This is a genomic window from Streptomyces phaeolivaceus, assembly GCF_009184865.1.
GTDB lineage: Bacteria > Actinomycetota > Actinomycetes > Streptomycetales > Streptomycetaceae > Streptomyces > Streptomyces phaeolivaceus.
The window spans coordinates 5,308,612-5,325,298 of record NZ_CP045096.1 but is presented as its reverse complement, the minus strand read 5'-3'; the positions used below and the strand labels follow the sequence as shown (position 1 = coordinate 5,325,298).

Here is a 16,687-nt window from a genome sequence, read left to right as displayed (position 1 = left end):
TCAACTCTCCGTCCGCTCACGAACGGCCCCGGACGAGGAGTCCGAGGCCGATCAGGAGCCCTACATGAGGGATAGACCCTAGGTCAGAGCGGTAACGCGCTGTGCCTCAGGCAGGATTCGAACCTGCGACACCCGCTTTGGAAGAGCAGGGCCCGGCCCTTGTCGATGGGCGGTACGGCCCGCGGTCAGTAGAGGGCGATCCTCGGGTGGACGGTGCCCTCGGCCGTCGGGTCGGTGACGGTGACGCGGTAGACCTCGGTGAGGGTGGCACCCGTCGGCAGGGTGCGCCGGGCGGTGGTCAGGTCGGTGAAGAGGGTGCCGGTCTGGCTGCCGAGGCCGACGGCCTCCCAGCAGCCGCCGGTGGTGCGGCGCTCGACCCGGACGGTGGCCGGGTCGAGGAACGGGCCGGCGTCCGGCGACTCCACGAGGAGCTGCGGGGCTACGGTCCGGTCGGCACCGGAGTCGTTGCGGTAGGTGACGGTGACCTCGTGGCTCTCGCCGTCGGCGGTGAGCGGGGTGGTGGCGAGGTCGACGAAGTCGACGGGTATGGCGGACGCCTGCGGCGCCGTGGACACGGTGGTGGCGGTCTGCGGCGTGGCCGCGGCGGCGGGTCCGGCGAGGGCGAGCCCGGCGGCGGCGACGGCCGCGGCGAGGACGGCGGTCCGGAGACGGCGGCTGTTCTTGGAAGACACGTGCGCGGATCCTTCGTGATCGTGGGGGGTTGGGCGTCTCCAAGATTACGAAGGAACCGTCGACCACGGTAACTGACGACGGTAACTACCGTCAGGTAGTGGAGAGATTGCATGGAATCCCGGCCACGGTGGCACCGCTCTGGCCTTTTTCCCCTCTCTTCCGTTAGACATTTCCTGACCCCACCTTGACCAGTGGGTTCTTGGGGATTCGACCGCCCAGGGGGGACCACACCCATGACCACGCATCAGGACACACCGAGACGTATCCCACGTCTCAGACTCGCCGGTGCCGCGGTGACCGCGCTCGTGCTCGCGGCGACGGGGACCGCGACGGCGACGCAGGCGATGGCCTCGACCCCGCCGCCGCCCGTGCCGACGCTCGCCTGGACCGACTGCCAGGGCGGCTACGAGTGCGCGAACGCGGACGTGCCGCTGGACTACCGCGAGCCGCAGGGCACCAAGATCACCCTCGCCGTGGTCCGCAAGAAGGCCGCCGACCCGGCCAAGCGCAAGGGCACCCTCTTCATGCAGCCCGGCGGACCGGGCAACTCGGGCGTGGACTTCGTCCGCAACAACTACGACGACCTCCCGGCCGCCCTGCGCGACTCGTTCGACGTCTTCGGCTACGACGTCCGCGGTGTCGGCCGCAGTTCGGCGCTCACCTGCTTCGACGACGCCCGCTACACCAAGGCCGTCACCGACGCCAAGGGCGTCCCCGGCCCGGACGCCTTCGGCCCGGCGCTGCGCGAGGCCGCCGAGTTCAACCAGGCCTGTCTGGACAACTCGGGCGGCCTGCTGCCGTACGTCGGCACGGAGTACGTCGCCCGGGACATCGACCTGCTGCGCCAGGCCCTCGGCGAGGAGCGACTGACGTACTACGGGCGGTCGTTCGGCTCGTACATCGGCACCGTCTACGCGGCGATGTTCCCCGAGCGGGTGCGGGCGCTGACCCTCGACGGGGCGTACGACCCGTACAAGTACGCCTACCGCCCCTACGAGTACGACCGGGCGCAGTACCTGGCGCTGGACGGCTCCATGGGCCGCTTCCTCGACTGGTGCGCCGCCGACCCGGCGGTCTGCGGCTTCGGCGACGGGGACCCGCGCGGGGCGTTCGAGCAGCTGAAGAAGGACCTCGACGCCAACCCCGTGACCACCGCGAACGGCGGGAAGGCCAACGGCTACACCCTGGTCTACCGGCTGATGTTCAACATCAACGAGGGCAAGGTCATCTGGCCCTCGCTCGGCGCGGCGCTGAAGAAGGCGCAGGCCCGGGACAACACCTCGTTCCTGCTGCGTCCGCCGTCCCCGGCGAGCTTCGACTTCCTCGGCCCGAACGTGGTCGTCGAGTGCGTCGACAAGGAGTACCCGAAGAGCCTGCGCAAGCTGGAGCGGAACGTGCGGGCGAACGCGAAGGACGCGCCGCTGCTCGGCCCCGCCATGGCGTTCGGCCCGCCGACCTACGACCACCAGCACGCCACCGCGTGCGTCCAGTGGCCCGCCGAGAAGACCAGCCGCTACGACGGCTCCTTCCGGGCCAAGGGCTCGGCGCCCATCCTGGTCCTCGGCACCACCGGTGACCCGGACACCCCGTACCAGGACGCGGTCGCGCTGTCCCGGCAGCTGGACAACGCCTCGCTGGTGACGTTCGACGCCGAGGGCCACACCGCGTTCGGCCGCAGCGCCTGTGCGACGGACAAGGTCGTGGACTACCTCGTCGACCTCAAGGTCCCGTCCTCCGGCACCACCTGTGCGGACGAGACCCAGCCGCGGTCCTCCACCCCGAAGACGGCCCCGCCCGGCACGACCCTGGGCGAACTCCGCAACGGCGTCAACGAGCGCGTCGAGCGCATCGGCGACGTCGGCTGACCGACCGACCGGCTGACCGACCGACCGACTGACCGACCGACCGGCTCGACGGACCGACCGGCTCAACGGGCTGACCGGCTCAACGGGCTGACCGGCTCGACGGGTTAATCGGCTCAACGGACCGACCGGCTCAACGGACCGACCGGCTCAACGGACCGACCGGCTCAACGGACCGACCGGCTCAACGGACCGACCGGCTCAACGGGTTGACCGGCCGGCACGAACCCCGGGGCGCCCGCCCCTCCACGGCGAGCGTCCCGGGGTTCCGCACGTCTGGCCACGCGGACCTGGGGGGAGCGGAGCGGTGGGGCTGCGGATCCATTTCACGTACGACGATCTGGCCCGGGTGGTGCTGGCGGAGGAGCCCGACCCGTTGTGGGAGGGGCTGCTCAGTCTGCATCTGCTGCAGAACAGGGACGGCACCCTGGTGTTCGGCCGCTGGCGGCGGGCGACCCGTGGGCTGTTCGACCCGGAGCTGCCGAGGCTGCGTCATCTCGCGCCGCCACGCGGCTACTCGGCGGACTTCCTGACCCCGGCCGGCGCCTCCGGCGGCTTCGACGCGGGCGTGGACGCGCTGCTCGCCACGGACCGCGCCCGGCTGCGGACCGATCTGACGGAGCTGTCCCTCGCCCGCCCGCTGCCCGGCTGGGCGCGCCCGCTCGCCGACGGCGACACCCAGGCGCTGCGCGGGCTCGCCGGTCTGGTCAGGCGGCATCACGAGCGGTTCGTCGCCCCGTACTGGACGCATGTCCGGGCCCGCTTCGACGAGGCGCGGTCGGTCGCCGCCAGGGCGCTGCTGCGGTCCGGGTTCGCGGGGCTGGCGGAGGGACTGCATCCCAGCGTGCGCTGGTCGGCGCCGGTGCTGCACATCGCCGGCTCGCATCTGCGGGGCGATCTGCGGCTGGACGGCCGGGGGCTGCGGATCATCCCCTCCTTCTTCTGCTGGCCCGGTCCGATCGTGCTGAAGGACGGTTCGCTGCCGCCGGTGCTGGTGCACCCGGTGACCCACGACCCGCGCTGGCTGGCGCCCCCGCCGTCGGTCGCCCCCGGCACCCGGCAGGCCCTCGCCGCGCTGCTCGGCCGGGCCCGCGCCGCCGTCCTGGAGGAGGTCGCCGAGGGCCGCACCACGAGCGAACTGGCGGCCCGCGTCGGCCTCAGCCCGGCCACCGTCAGCCACCATGTGGCCGTACTCCGTGAGTCGGGCCTCCTCACCAGCCGGCGCATCGGCGGCGCCGTCCTCCACACCCCCACCACCCTCGGCCTCGACCTCCTCGAAGGAGGCCCGCCCTGCGGACTCCGCCCGCAGCCGAAGGCCGTGGCCCGGGGCGGACGAAGCCGCTGACATACCGCCACCCGGCACCCCCCGACGCGCTCTGACCTGCGGGATTCGACCCTGTTCGAAAGCTGTGGTGGGGGGCGGGTGGGGGCCGTGAGCATGGGTGGGCGGCCGGTGGCCGCTCGACACCCACAGGGGGAACCCGAACCCATGCGTCCCACGACCAAGCGCTCGCTGCTCGGCGCGGCCGGCACCCTGGCCCTGGTGCTGTCCTCCGTCCTGACCTCCGGCCCGGCGCAGGCGGCGTCCTCCGCCGCCTCCCCGACCACCTCACCGGCCGTCCGCTCGGAGCTGCTCAGCCCCGGCTCCGGCATCGTCTGCGGCTCGGGCAACTTCTGCGCCTCGGTCTGGGACCCGGCGGCCAACCGGTTCCGCGTCTTCTACTTCTACAACTGCGCCCGCTACTCCCTCTCCAACTGGAACGAGTGGGGCGAGGCCAAGAACAGCCAGACCGGCAGCGCGGTCGCCCGCATCCACGGATCGAGCGGCAACCAACTGGCCTCCTACAACGCCGACAACGCCGTGTACGCCGTCAACTGGGCGCCCGTCTACTCCCTCCGCAACTGCTGACCGGACGACAGGTCGAGGAAAGAGCCACAACCATGCGTATCGCGCGCCGAATCGGCACCCTGCTCGCCACCACCGCGCTCGCCACCGGCGCCGGCCTGCTCACCGCGCCCACGGCGTCCGCCGCGAACCCCTGCTGGCAGAGCGGCGGCAACTGGTGGTGCGACAACGTGCCCGGGGCGGCCGTCTACAAGAACCCGTACACGTTCGAAGTCGTGGGCCACATGTACAGCAACCCCAGCTGGTTCAAGTGCCGTTACGACTTCGGCGGCAACGTCGGCGGCCCGCACCCCAACCGCTGGATCTGGACCCAGGCCGACAACGGCGCCTGGGGCTGGATGAAGGACACCGACATCTACAGCGAGACCGACCCGCTGCCGGCGGCGTCCCCGTCCTGCCCCTGAGGGTCCCCGAAGGACGGCGCGTCCAGGTCCCCGAAGGGCAGTGAGTCCAGATCGCCGTCGAAGTCGTCGGGGACCAGGAGCGCGTGGGCCGACGGGTCGGCGGGCGGCTCCCGGTCCGGGCCGGGACCGGCGAGGGACTGCTCGGTCCAGATGCACTTGCCGGTGGTGGTGTAGCGGGTGCCCCAACGCTGGGAGAGGGCGGTGATGAGCTGCAGGCCCCGGCCGCCCTCGTCGGTGTCACCGGCCCGGCGGATACGGGGCATGGTGAGGCTGCCGTCGAAGACCTCGCAGACCAGCGCGGCCCCGTGCAGCAACCGCAGCCGCACGGGGCCCTTGGCATGCCGTACGACGTTGCCGACGAGTTCGCTGGCGAGGAGTTCGGTGGTGGGTGCCAGCTCGTCCAGGCCCCACACGGCGAGCTGCTCGCGGACATGGCGGCGGGCCTGCCCGGCGGCCCTGGGGTCGTCGCGCAGCGTCCAGGAGGCCATCCGGTCGTCGGTGAGGGCGTGCGGGCGGGCGACGAGGAAGGCCGCGTCGTCCGCCGCCGCGTGGCCCGGCGGCAGCAGCCCGTGCGTGAGGGTGTCGCAGAGACGTTCCAGGTCGGCGGCGGTGCCGTCCTGGTGGGCGGTGCGCAGCAGCCGGGCCAGATCGGCGAGACCCTCGTCCATGCCGCGTTTCGCCGACTCAACCAGGCCGTCGGTGTAGAGCACGAGCAGACTGCCCTCGGGCACGCTCAGCTCGACCGTCTCGAACGGCGGCTCGGCCGCGCCGAGCGGCGGGTCGGCGGTCCACTCCGGGAAGCGCACGGTCCCGTCGGGGCGGACCAGGGCCGGTGGCGGATGCCCGGCGCGGGCGATCGAACAGACCTGGGTGGTGGAGTCGTAGAGGGCGTACAGGCAGGTGACGTACGAGTCCTCGCCCAGGGAGCCGACGATGTCGTTGAGGTGGCTCATGATCTCGTCGGGCGGCAGTTCGAGGTCGGCGAGGGTGTGCACGGCGGTCCGCAGCCGGCCCATCGTGGCGGCCTCGGACAGGCCGTGGCCCATCACATCGCCGACGACCAGGGCGACCTGTCCGCTGGAGAGCGGGATGACGTCGTACCAGTCGCCGCCGACGTCCATGCCCTGCCCCGCCGGGAGATAGCGGGCGGCGGACTCGCAGGCGGCGAGGACGGGCAGGTCCTGCGGGAGCAGGGCGCGCTGGAGTTCGCGGGACCGGGTGTGTTCGAGGTCGTAGAGCCGGGCGCGTTCCAGGGACTGGGCGAGGAGCGCGCTGATCGCGGTGAGGAGGGTGCGTTCCTCGTCGGTGAGGCGGCGCGGCCGGTCGAAGGAGACGACACACACGCCGAAGGTGTGGTCGGACGCGGTCAGCGGCAGGAACGCCCAGGACTGCTTCCCGGCCCGCACGGGCAGGTCGGCGTGGCGGGGCACATAGGCGGCGTACTCCTGCGGTGAGGAGATGAAGACCGGGGTGCCGGAGTCGATGGCGTCCCAGGCCGGGCCGTACGGCGTCTTCGGACGGTGGTTGACGAGGTCGATGAACTCGGGCGAGTAGCCGACCGCGCCGACGTTGTGCAGCCGGCCGTGCTCGACGGCCTGGACGAGCAGGCCGCTGGCACCGAACGGCGGCAGCACCCGCAGGGCGACCGCGTCGACGACGTCCTCGGAGGTGGTGGCCTTGGCGAGCGCGGCGGTCAGCGCGGCGATCCGGTGGGCCCGCTCGGCGGCGGCCCGCTCGGCCTCACGGCGCTCCTCCTCGTGCCGCCGCCGCTCGGTGACATCGGTGAAGTAGAGAGTGCGGCCGTCCGGACCGGGCACCAGCCGCAGGTGGTAGACACGGTCGCCGTCCGGCGCGCGACCGTCGTCGGACCGGCGACCGTCGTCGGGCGGACGGGCGTCCCCGCCGAAGTGGACGTCCCCGGCGAAGTGGACGTCCCCGGCGAAGTGGGCGTCCCCGGCGAAGTGGGCGTCCCTTGGGAGGTGGGCGTCTCTTGGGAGGTGGGCGTCCCCGGGCAGACGGACGTCGAACCCGGCGGGCTTCTCCTCGGCGGCGGCCTCCCGGCAGCGGCGCTCCAGGCCGGGGGTGTCGCGGACGGCCGGCAGGTCCCACAGCAGCCGCCCGTACAGCTCCTCCTCGGAGAGACCGAGGGTACGTTCCGCCTCCAGGTTGGCGAAGGTGATCCGCCAGTCGTCGTCGACCGAGAGGAAGCCGTCGCTCATGTGCCGCAGGGCCCGGCCGAGCGCGTCCCGCGCGGACCGCGACTCGTTGCTCTCCCAGCCGACGCCGACCATCCGCTGAGGGTCGCCGTGCTCGTCGTAGGTGGCCCGGCCGCGCGCCCGGGTCCAACCCCAGCTGCCGTCGAGGCACCGCACGCGGTACTCCGCCTCGTACACGGTGTGGTCCCGGATGGCCCGCTCGGCGGCGGCCAGGGTGGGCGGCAGATCGTCGGGGTGGACGATCCGCATCCAGTTCTCGATCTCGCCGGTGAACTCGGCCGGTCTGGTGCCGTACAGCTCCATGGCGGCCTCGTCCCAGATCAGGTCGCCGGTACGGATGTCCCAGTCCCAGGAGCCGACGCTGACCTCCTTCAGCGCCTGCCGCAGCCGCTCCCCGCCCGGCTCGGGCTGCGCGGGGCCGGACGGCGGCGGTGCCTGCGCCATGCGGTCCTCGGTCCAGTCGACGACCGCCCGCAGGAAGTCCCACTGCAGGCCGGTGGGTTCGCCCCGGTCGCCGGTGAGGACGGTGAGCGCGCCGACCGTACGGTCACGGCTGGAGACGGGGAGGGCGGCGAGACCGGTGCCGGGCCAGGCGAGGGCCATGGAACCCAGTGGCGACCACACGCCGCTGCCCTGGTGCAGGGCGCGGGCCGGGGGCAGCGGGCCCTCCTGGTCGATGATCTCCCAGGGGCGGGTGAGGGAGGGCGGCAGACCGGTGACCGACACCAGACGCAGGGCCGACATGGGCCCCCTGAGGTGGATCATCCCGCCGAGGGCACCGAGTTCGCCGACCGCGTGCTGCAGCGCCAGCCGGAAGACCTCGCTCTCCGCGACACCCGGATCCACCGTGCCGAGCAGGGCCAGCCGTGCGTTCATACGGCAGACCCTAATGCTCTACTCACACGTAAGGCAGTCCGCCACAGGAATTCCGCAAGCCTTGCCTACAACGTCAATTGACGCTTCGTCATGGGTCGGAGGCGGGTCGGAGGCGGGTCGGAGGCGGGTCGGCGAGGGCTCGGGACGGGGCCTGACCCCGTGACCAAGATCTGATGAACGTCGTTGGGCCGCTGCAACCCCAGGATGTCCGGCCCAACCCCAGCAGGCGCCCCATGTTCAAGTCGTTGTTCAGGACGTTCGTCGAGCAGTACACGAAGAACCAGCAGCTCAAACGGGAGCTGAGGGCGCAGCGAGGTGAGCAGGAGCGGCGCTGGCGGGAGGAGGACCGCGCGGTTCTGCGGGCCGCCCTCGCCGCCAACCAGGTCACCCTCGACCAGCACAACGGCACGCTCCGGTGCGCGGCCGGCGTCTCGTACCTCACCCTGCGCTGCCACGAGGACACCTGGACCTTCCTGGCCCGGACCGCGTTCGGCGTCTGGGAGCCCGGCTGGACCCAGAGCACCCGTGACCCGTACGACCGGGTCGGCCCGACCGCCACCAGGGTCGCCCACTTCACCGCGAACCCCAATCTGCCGCCGGGCCGCATCACCAAGGCGGACGGCGGCATGCAGGACGTACAGCTCTCCGGCCACAACCTGGTCCACCTCCTCGACGCCCTCCGCGAGGCCGCGGCCTCGGAACTGGCCGCCACCGGGGCACGGGCCCGCACCCTCTACGACCGGCTGGCGTCCTTCACCGCCAAGCTCGACGCGACGGCCCCCACGGGCCGCACCACGGGCATCCTCTGGCGGATCGACGACAGCCTGCACAGCCGGTACGTGAGCCGGCCTCCCGGCAACGGCCCCGGGAGGACCGCCGCCGCGCCCCTCCTCCACAAGGTCGCCTCCCCCACCCCGACGGCCCGCCGCCGCCACCCCGACCGCAACGGTTCACCGACCCCCGTGGCCCAGAAGTAGGCGACTTCCGTTCCGGAGTACAACCTTCCGCCATAACAGGTCGTCTCCTCCGATACCAGCGCTACCTCAGCGTTGTGGACCAAGGGGGACGACATGCGACGAATCGGAGCGACGGTGCTGGCACTCGCGCTCGCGGGGACCGCGATCGGGACGGGGGCGGCCACCGCGAGCGCCGCGCCCGGCGGTGCCGCGCGGGCGGCGGCCTGCCCGACGGGCTGGGGCAGCGGCGTCAAGGGCACCCCCGACAGCGGCACGGTGCCGCTGACGGACATCAGGACCGGCCGGCACGACTGCTTCGACCGCATCGTGTTCGACGTCCCCGGCGGCGGCGACGGCCTCGGCCACTGGGTCCAGTACGTCGACCGGCTGCACCAGTCCGCCTCCGGCGACCTCATCCCGGTGACCGGCGGGGCCATCCTGGAGATCCGGATCGCCGCGCCGAGCTACCACCCCGAGACGGGTGGCGTCGTGTACCCGGGCAAGGTCGGCAAGAACCTGCCCGGCGTGAACCTCTCCGGCTACCGCACCTTCCGCGACACCCGCTTCGCCGGCAGCTTCGAGGGCGAGACCCAGATCGGTGTCGGCATCCGCGCCCGGCTGCCGTTCCGGGTGCTCCAGCTCCCGGACCGCCTGGTGGTGGACGTGGCGCACAGCTGGACGTAGGCGGGGAAGGGGAGCGGAGGGGAGCGGAGGGCTACCTCTCCCGTACCGCCTCCACGGCCTCCCGTACCTCCGGATGCGGATCGCGGGCGAGGCGGTCCAGCAGGTCGCCGACCCCGGGGGTGGACCAGCGGGCGACCGCCCACACCAGGTCCTCCCGTACGCCGGGGTCGGGATGGTCGGCGAGAGGGGCCAGTCGGGCGAGCGGGCCCCGGCGACGCCGGTCGTGGGCCGGCTCGGGGACATGTTCGGGAAGCGGCGGATGCTGCTGCTCGGCATCGTGCTGCTGGTGTCCGGCTCGGTGGTCTGCGCCCTGGCCGACTCGCTCGTCCCGATGATCATCGGCCGGGGTCTGCAGGGCCTGGCCGCCGCCGTCATCCCGCTCGGCATCAGCATCATGCGGGACGTCCTGCCCGCCGAGCGTCTCGCCGGGTCGACCGCGCTGATGAGCGCCTCGCTGGGGGTGGGCGGCGCGCTCGGCCTCCCGGCCGCCGCCTTCATCGCCGACAACTGGGACTGGCACCTCCTCTTCTGGACCTCCGCCGCGCTCGGCGCCCTCGCCGGCGTCATCCTCGCCCAGATGACCACCGACTTCGGCGGCTACGCCCTCCCCTCCGAGAACGGCTTCAAGGTCGTCATGGCCATCGGCGCGGGTGCCGCGCTCCTCGCCTTCGTCCTCGCCTCCTTCATCCCCGCCCGCCACGCGGCCGTCCCGGCGCTGGCGACCGGAGCGGGCCCGGCCGGGGAGGGTCCGGCGGGAGAAGACCCGGCCGGGGAGCGGGCAGAGGTCACCGGGGCGGCCAAGGCCTGAGCCCCGCAACCCCTCACCACGAACCCCCGCACCCCGCACCCCGCACCCCGCACCCCGCACCACGAAGAACCCCTCACCCACGAACCCCCGGGCCCTGAGGCCCGGGGGTTCGTCGCCGTCTCACGCGCGGGCGGTGTGCGCGGCGTACGCGGCGTACGCGGCGTACGCGGCGTACGTCACTTCGCGTTGATCAGGTGGTGCGGCGGGACCTTGACCGTGCGGGCGCCCTCCTTGCCGCCGAGGATCACCTTGCGCAGGGCGATGTTGTTCTTGTGGTTGGCCTCCTGGAGACGGTTCTCCGGGTTGGCGATGACCTGGATGTAGTACGTGCCGTTCGGCAGGTCGGTGATGTCGAAGGACTGGCCGGGACGGTACTGGGTGTACGTGTCGCCGGAGCCGACGTCGAGGACCTCACGGACGTTGATGGCGTCCTCGGAACCGCACGCGGTGGACAGGTCGGTGTTCTCCGGGTGCCAGTTGGCGTTCTTCACCGTGTAGTCGATGGCATCGGTGTTGGCCAGGCAGAACGCCTCCTTGCCGGAGCGCACCTCCTTGGTCTGGTCCGCGCTGAGCAGCCGGTAGCTGGCGAAGTCCGTGAAGTGCCAGTGCTCGTGGCCCTCGCGCGGGTCCCACTCCATGGTGCCGGCGGGGGCGTAGCCGACCTGCTTGCCCTTCGCGTCGTAGAAGTACTGGTACGAGTCCATCAGGTCGGCGCCGGGCTTGCGGAAGCCGTCGACGACGAGGGGCGCGGGGCCCGCGTTCCAGACGTTCGCGCTGAAGGCGAGGTAGTCCTTGCCGGGGACGTCGCCGTCCTCGCCGTCGGTGATGGCGATGTCCCAGGCGGGCAGCGAACGCAGGTCCGGCTTCGGGACGTTCGCCGGGGCGCCCGCCTTGCCGGTGGGCCGCTTGGGGGCGGCCTGCAGCGCCGGGGCGATCCGGGAGCCGTCGGTGTGGCCGGAGCCGTCGCCCAGGTGCTTGGCGAGGCCCCGGTCGACGAGGGCGTAGGGCAGCTCGGGCGGGGTCGGGGCGTCGGCGCCGCGCGGGCCGTAGTGGTGGGTGTCGGGGGCCGGCCGCTGCCCGGTCGGGGCGGACTGCGGGGCATGGTCGCCGCCGTGACCGCCGCCGTGACCTTCACCGTGGTGGGACGAGGCGGACGAGGAGGACGAGGCGGACGAGGAGGACTTGGACGCCGTAAGGCCCTCGCCCCCCTCGGTGTCCTCGCGGACCGTCACCTTGATGGTGGGCCGGTCATTGGGGAGACCGAAGAGGTCGCGGTACTTCTTCGCCACCCCCACCTGGGCGGTGTACTGGCCGGCCGGCAGGTCCACCGTCTTGTCGTAGTTCCAGCTGGTGGTGTTGGTGGCCCAGCCCTTCTCGACGCCCCACACCGAGCCGAGCGTCCACGGGTTGGTGGAGCAGCTCTGCGGATAGTGGTTGGTCGCGGGGGCGTCCGGGCGGATCCGGCCCGAGGCGTTGTTCGGACAGAAGTTTCCGTCCGTCTTCACGACCTGCTTCCCGGCCGCGTCCTTGACCGAGATCTCCAGGAAGCCCTTCAGCCCGGAGAAGTCGTCGACGGTCCCCGCGGGGAGCGTCTTCGTCTTGGTGGTCTTGCCGTCGCGCAGGATCTGCTTGGCGACGATCGGATCCTTGTACGACTTCCGCGTCACCTTGAACTCCAGGGGCGCGTTGTCGACCGAGAGATACGTCCCGAGCTGAAGGCTGACGCCGTTGGACCACTCGTACCGGGTGAGCGTCACGGATTTGGACGCGGCGATCAGCTTGAGCTGCGGCTTCCCGGGGGTCGCGGCGGGCGCGGCACCGGCACCGGGGGCGGCACCGGCGACGGCGGCCACCACGGTGAGCGAGGCCAGGGCGGCGAGCCCCGGGCGGGTCAGGCGCCGGCGGCGGTCCTGGCCGTCGGTCAGGGTGGTTGAGCTGGTCATCTGGCTGGTCATCGGTTCCTCGTCTGCGAGTGCCCTGGTCAGGGGCATCGGACTGGGCAGCCCACGGACGACGACCGACGGGCCCGGCCGGCCGTACGGATGCGCCCCAACGCACCCCGGAGCCGGCCGGCCGGACCCGGCCCGTTCACCCTGTGAGCAACTTGAGAGATTGGTAAAAGGAGGGTGTGGGTTGCCTGTTGATGCGGAATTCGACGAAACGTGTGGCGGGCGGGCAGGCGGGCGCGGCCGGGAATGAGTGGGCGGGCGTGGACAGGAATCGGTGGGCGGGCGTGGCGGGCACGGCTCGCACACATGCCCGCGCGTCCCTGCGGAACGGCCTCCAAGTCCCCGGGGAATCCGCGCAGGAGCGTCACACAGCCTGCACACAGCTCTGAGAATGGCTCGTTAGCGTTGCTGACCGCTCGATCCGCTCGATCCCACGTGCGAACGTGATGTGACCGGGCCGCGGCCCGGCGGGTCGACGGCATGCCCACACAGGAAGACCTCCATAGCTCCATGGACTACTGCACCTCGTGCCGTCGACATCTCAACGGCGCCCTCGTGTGCCCCGGCTGCGGCGCCTACGCGCCCGACATAGCCCCGGCCACGATCGACAGCCGCGTCCCGTCGGGGCCGACCGGGCCGACCGCGACCGGGCCGATGACGACCCCGATGCCGCCGACGACACCGGCGGCACCGATGGTGCCGACGCTGCCGACGGCGGCCTGGGGGTACGGGGCGGTGGACGCGGGCTGGCACGAGGGGCCGGTGTCCGACGGGTTCGCGGGGAACCGGCCGGTGTCCGGCATCAAGGACATCGACGCGGACATGTACGCGCGATCTGACGCGGGCCCGGCTCTCGACGGCGACCCTGACGCGGACGCGGACGTGGACGTGGACGTCGAAGGTGTCCCTGTGGCGCCCCAGGGGCGGGCCGCGCGGCGGCGGCAGTTGGCGCGGTGGAAGAAGAACCAGCGCCGGGCCGTGGTCGCCACCGCCGTCGCGCTGGTCGGCGGCGGGCTGACCGTCATGGGCATGGACCGGCAGTCCACCGACCGCACCCAGGCGGCCACCGCCCCGGACGCCGAGAGCCTGGGCACCGTGGAGGAACAGGGCTCGCAGGGCGGCCGTACGTCGTCGGCGACGGAGACCGACGACACCCGGCGCACCCCGGACGCCCCCACCTGGACGCCGTCCGGCGACACCTCGCGCGACCGCTCCACCGCGAACCGGTCGAGCTCCCGCGCGCACCCCAACTCCCCCCGTACGGACTCGGCCACGCCGTCCGCCGAGGAGGCGCGGACCGGCTCCTCCGCCACCGCCGACCGGACGCCCACGGACGGCCTCACCACCACCCCGACGGACGGGACGAACACGCCCCCGGCCACCGACGACGCCGGCTCCTCGGCGGACACGGGTTCGGACTCCGGTACGGAATCGGGGACCGGCACCGACGACGGCGGCAGCGGCTCGGACTCGGGGGCGTCGGACGGTTCGAGTTCCGACACGGCGACGACGTCACCCTCGGGGCTGTGCCTGCTCGGGCTCGTCTGCGTGAGCTGAGCCGAGCCGAGCCGAGGCAACTCGGGCACAGGGACGGTCGTACGGCCGACCCCGTACGACCGACCGCGCGCCGAGGGGCCGACCGTCCGACGACGGCCGGCCCCTACACGTACCGCCCCGCCCCATCCCTCAGTGCTCGTCGGCCCCGCCGACGAGTTGCGCAAGGTCGAGGGCCTCCTGGTCGGCGGCCTGCGCGAGTCCCGGTCCGCTGGTGACGACGGAAGGACGAAAGGACCCGCCCCCTCATGACGAACCTGAAACTCCACATCGACGAGACCAAATGCCGCGGCGCCGGCCAATGCGTCCTCATCGCCCCCGAGGTCTTCGACCAACGCGACGAGGACGGCATCGCCGTCCTCCTCGCCCCCACCCCACCTCCCTCCCACCACCCGACGGTCCACGAGGCGGCGGCGGTCTGCCCGGCGGGGGCGATCGGGGTGGACGACGAGGAGGGCTGAGCGCCCGACACCCTGGTCGTCAGGCCGGGTGGGCGGGGCCACCCCCGCCCACCCGGCCTGACGACCGCACCCCCGCACCCCCGCCCCCGACCCAGGCCAGTCCCCACGACGCGTGAACGACGACGGCCGCGCCGCCCCGCCCGCTTCCCACCCTCTTCCTGCCCTCTTCCTGCCTCTTCCCGCCCCTACCCCCTCGCCGCCCGATGCGGCCCCAACTCCGCCAGGACCTCCTCCAGTTGGCCGGCGGTGAGCGCGGGGCCGGGCAGGGGTGGGGGCGGGGTTGTCGTGGGGCCCGGGGGGCGGAGGCTGTCCAGGAGGAGGGAGAGGGGGCGGCGCCAGGCGTCCGGGGCGGTGGCGGAGGTGAGCGCGGGGACGGCGCGGCCGAGGGCGGCGAGGGCGAAGAGGACGTCCTCGGTGGTGACGTCGGCCCGGACCGTGCCCTCGTCACGGCCGCGCCCCAGCAGGAAGTCCACGGTCCGCCGGTTGTGCTCGTGCACGTCCTCCAGGACGTCGACCCCGCGCACATGTGTGGTCATGAGGTCGTTCGTGCCCCGGTCGACCGCGAGCGTGCCGAAGACCGCCCCGAGGTACTCGTTCAGACCGGTCCAGGCGTCCGGCGCGCTCCGGACCCGGTCCCCCACGGCCATCGTGCCCGTGAGCTGATCGTGGAAGACGGCGTCGATGAGGGTGGCCCGGCTCGGGAAGTGCCGGTAGAGCGTCGCGTTCCCCACCCCCGCCCGGCGGGCGATCACATCCAGCGGCGCTTCGAGCCCCTGTTCGGTGAACACCTCGTGGGCCGCCGCGACCAGCAGCTCCCGATTCCGCCGCGCGTCGCGCCGCCGTGGCGACGGTGTCGCGGGGTCCGCACCGACGGTCATCCTGATCCTCCGCTTGAAACGGGAACTGCACCCCGCACCGATGCCCCCGACAGCACCGATGCTATCGTTGAGACATTAAACGGGGACCACTCCCCACATAGGACAGAGGTCACTCAGGGCCCACCCACCCGCGAACCGAAAGACGGCGACCAGTCATGCGAGCACCCACGCTGGACGAACTGGCCCCCGACGGGCACGACTTCGCGGCCGACCCGCACCCGGTCTACGCGGCGCTGCGCGCGCGGGGCCCCGTGCACCGGGTGCACATCCCGCAGACGGGTGACTGCTGGCTGGTGGTGGGCCGGGACGCCGCGCGGGCCGCGCTGACGGACCCCCGGCTGAGCAACGACATCCGGCACTCCGCCTGGGACACGGACGGCGGTCACGCGATCGGCGTCAACATGCTGCAGAGCGACCCGCCGCAGCACACCCGGCTGCGCCGGTCGGTCGCCGCGCACTTCACCCCGGCCCGGACGGCCGCCTTACGCCCCCGGATCGAGGAGATCGCGACGGCCCTGCTGGCGGAGCTGCCCGCCGAGGGGACGACGGACCTGGTGAGCCGGTACGCGCTGCCGCTCCCCGTGGCGGTGATCCGCGAGGTCCTGGGCGTCCCCGACACGGACCGGGACGTCTTCCACGACTGGTCGACGGAACTGGTGATGCCGACGTCCCCGGAGGCGACGGCAGGCGCCGCCGCCTCTCTCACGGACTACCTCACCGACCTGACGGCCCGAAAGCGCGCCACCCCCGACGACACCCTGCTCAGCGAACTCGCGGCACGGTCCCCCGAGTCCCTCCCCTCCGAGTCCCTCACCTCCGAAGCCCTCACCTCCGAGGAACTCCTCGGCATGGCCTTCCTGATCCTGGTCGCCGGCCATGAGACGACGGTCAACCTCATCTCGGCGACCGTCCACAGCCTGCTCACGCACCCGGACCAACTCGCCGCGCTGCGGGCCGACTTCACCCTGACGGGCGCGGCGGTCGAGGAATCCCTCCGCTACAACTCCCCGGTCCACGGCACGGCGTTACGCTTCGCCGCCGAACCCCTGATCCTCGCGGACGCCCCGGTCTCCCCCGGCGACGCCGTCCAGATCTCCCTGGCCGCCGCCTCCCGGGACCCGGCCCATTTCCCGGACCCCGACCGCTTCGACCTCACCCGCCGCCCGCACTCCCACCTCGCCTTCGGTCACGGCCTCCACCACTGCCTGGGCGCCCCCCTGGCCCGCACCGAGGCCACCATCGCCCTGCGCCTCCTCCTCCGGCACCACCCCCACCTCACCCTCGCCCCCACCCCGACCCCCCTCACCTGGCGCACCAGCGCCCTCCTCCGAGGCCTACCGGAACTACCGGTCCACCTGGGGCGACCGCCCGAGCCGTGGCGCCGATCAGCCGTCAACTGATCGGCGGGTCAGCGGGTCAGCGGGTCAGCAGGTCAGCGGG

The 16,687-nt window shown here is 72.7% G+C and carries 13 protein-coding genes and 1 pseudogene; 10 read left to right on the top strand and 4 right to left on the bottom strand.

All coding sequences use genetic code 11. The features are described 5' to 3' along the window. Positions 1–185: 185 nt before the first annotated feature. The gene (locus F9278_RS25105) at positions 186–692 is read right to left on the bottom strand and encodes a hypothetical protein (protein ID WP_152170332.1); all 507 of its coding nucleotides are present in this window, start codon (positions 690–692) and stop codon (positions 186–188) included. A gap of 234 nt (positions 693–926) precedes the next feature. On the opposite strand from F9278_RS25105, the gene F9278_RS25100 reads away from it, so the two are divergent. The 4 genes from F9278_RS25100 to F9278_RS25085 all read left to right on the top strand — a co-directional run bounded on the left by F9278_RS25100 (position 927) and on the right by F9278_RS25085 (position 4,865). After that, the gene (locus F9278_RS25100; protein WP_152170331.1) at positions 927–2,558 is read left to right on the top strand and encodes an alpha/beta hydrolase; all 1,632 of its coding nucleotides are present in this window, start codon (positions 927–929) and stop codon (positions 2,556–2,558) included. Positions 2,559–2,862: 304 nt separating this feature from the next. Next, positions 2,863–3,900 carry an ArsR/SmtB family transcription factor gene (locus F9278_RS25095; RefSeq protein WP_152170330.1) on the top strand — a complete coding sequence of 346 codons (1,038 nt, stop codon included), beginning with the start codon at positions 2,863–2,865 and terminating at the stop codon, positions 3,898–3,900. A gap of 144 nt (positions 3,901–4,044) precedes the next feature. Next, on the top strand, positions 4,045–4,464 hold the full coding sequence (locus F9278_RS25090; RefSeq protein ID WP_152170329.1) for a hypothetical protein: 420 nt from the start codon (positions 4,045–4,047) through the stop codon (positions 4,462–4,464). A gap of 32 nt (positions 4,465–4,496) precedes the next feature. After that, positions 4,497–4,865 carry a hypothetical protein gene (locus F9278_RS25085; RefSeq protein WP_152170328.1) on the top strand — a complete coding sequence of 123 codons (369 nt, stop codon included), beginning with the start codon at positions 4,497–4,499 and terminating at the stop codon, positions 4,863–4,865. On the opposite strand, the gene F9278_RS47335 is transcribed toward F9278_RS25085, so the two are convergent. Next, a complete protein-coding gene (locus F9278_RS47335) occupies positions 4,817–7,957 on the bottom strand; it encodes a SpoIIE family protein phosphatase (RefSeq protein ID WP_226966922.1) in 3,141 nt (1,046 codons plus the stop codon). The genes F9278_RS25085 and F9278_RS47335 overlap by 49 nt on opposite strands. A gap of 173 nt (positions 7,958–8,130) precedes the next feature. On the opposite strand from F9278_RS47335, the gene F9278_RS25070 reads away from it, so the two are divergent. From F9278_RS25070 to F9278_RS25055, 3 genes and pseudogenes are all read left to right on the top strand, one after another. Next, entirely contained in the window at positions 8,131–8,934 is an 804-nt protein-coding gene (locus tag F9278_RS25070; protein WP_226966921.1) for a hypothetical protein, read from the top strand. A gap of 93 nt (positions 8,935–9,027) precedes the next feature. Then, positions 9,028–9,597, top strand: a complete 570-nt coding sequence (locus tag F9278_RS25065) for an AMIN-like domain-containing (lipo)protein (protein WP_152170327.1) — start codon at positions 9,028–9,030, stop codon at positions 9,595–9,597. A 205-nt stretch (positions 9,598–9,802) separates the two neighbouring features. After that, positions 9,803–10,168, top strand: a pseudogene (locus F9278_RS25055) (MFS transporter); the annotation flags it as partial. A 413-nt stretch (positions 10,169–10,581) separates the two neighbouring features. On the opposite strand, the gene F9278_RS25050 reads toward F9278_RS25055, so the two are convergent. Next, on the bottom strand, positions 10,582–12,348 hold the full coding sequence (locus tag F9278_RS25050; protein ID WP_226966920.1) for a lysyl oxidase family protein: 1,767 nt from the start codon (positions 12,346–12,348) through the stop codon (positions 10,582–10,584). Between the two features lie 486 nt (positions 12,349–12,834). Between F9278_RS25050 and F9278_RS25045 the strand changes: the two genes are divergently transcribed. Together F9278_RS25045 and F9278_RS25040 are read left to right on the top strand one after the other, a co-directional pair. Next, on the top strand, positions 12,835–13,911 hold the full coding sequence (locus tag F9278_RS25045) for an SCO2400 family protein (RefSeq protein ID WP_226966919.1): 1,077 nt from the start codon (positions 12,835–12,837) through the stop codon (positions 13,909–13,911). A 254-nt stretch (positions 13,912–14,165) separates the two neighbouring features. Then, positions 14,166–14,369 carry a ferredoxin gene (locus tag F9278_RS25040; protein ID WP_152174108.1) on the top strand — a complete coding sequence of 68 codons (204 nt, stop codon included), beginning with the start codon at positions 14,166–14,168 and terminating at the stop codon, positions 14,367–14,369. A 185-nt stretch (positions 14,370–14,554) separates the two neighbouring features. On the opposite strand, the gene F9278_RS25035 is transcribed toward F9278_RS25040, so the two are convergent. Then, the gene (locus F9278_RS25035) at positions 14,555–15,247 is read right to left on the bottom strand and encodes a TetR/AcrR family transcriptional regulator (protein ID WP_152170325.1); all 693 of its coding nucleotides are present in this window, start codon (positions 15,245–15,247) and stop codon (positions 14,555–14,557) included. Between the two features lie 155 nt (positions 15,248–15,402). Here F9278_RS25035 and F9278_RS25030 point away from each other — a divergent pair, with 155 nt between their 5' ends. Next, positions 15,403–16,647 carry a cytochrome P450 family protein gene (locus F9278_RS25030; RefSeq protein WP_152170324.1) on the top strand — a complete coding sequence of 415 codons (1,245 nt, stop codon included), beginning with the start codon at positions 15,403–15,405 and terminating at the stop codon, positions 16,645–16,647. Positions 16,648–16,687 lie beyond the last annotated feature (40 nt).

What these genes read in the sequence shown, in the direction of transcription:
- F9278_RS25100 (WP_152170331.1), top strand. Translation starts at nt 927, where the DNA reads ATGACCACGCATCAGGACACACCGAGACGTATCCCACGTCTCAGACTC.
- F9278_RS25090 (WP_152170329.1), top strand. Translation starts at nt 4,045, where the DNA reads ATGCGTCCCACGACCAAGCGCTCGCTGCTCGGCGCGGCCGGCACCCTG.
- F9278_RS25085 (WP_152170328.1), top strand. Translation starts at nt 4,497, where the DNA reads ATGCGTATCGCGCGCCGAATCGGCACCCTGCTCGCCACCACCGCGCTC.
- F9278_RS47335 (WP_226966922.1), bottom strand. Translation starts at nt 7,957, where the DNA reads ATGAACGCACGGCTGGCCCTGCTCGGCACGGTGGATCCGGGTGTCGCG.
- F9278_RS25070 (WP_226966921.1), top strand. Translation starts at nt 8,131, where the DNA reads ATGAACGTCGTTGGGCCGCTGCAACCCCAGGATGTCCGGCCCAACCCC.
- F9278_RS25065 (WP_152170327.1), top strand. Translation starts at nt 9,028, where the DNA reads ATGCGACGAATCGGAGCGACGGTGCTGGCACTCGCGCTCGCGGGGACC.
- F9278_RS25050 (WP_226966920.1), bottom strand. Translation starts at nt 12,348, where the DNA reads ATGACCAGCTCAACCACCCTGACCGACGGCCAGGACCGCCGCCGGCGC.
- F9278_RS25045 (WP_226966919.1), top strand. Translation starts at nt 12,835, where the DNA reads ATGCCCACACAGGAAGACCTCCATAGCTCCATGGACTACTGCACCTCG.
- F9278_RS25035 (WP_152170325.1), bottom strand. Translation starts at nt 15,247, where the DNA reads ATGACCGTCGGTGCGGACCCCGCGACACCGTCGCCACGGCGGCGCGAC.
- F9278_RS25030 (WP_152170324.1), top strand. Translation starts at nt 15,403, where the DNA reads ATGCGAGCACCCACGCTGGACGAACTGGCCCCCGACGGGCACGACTTC.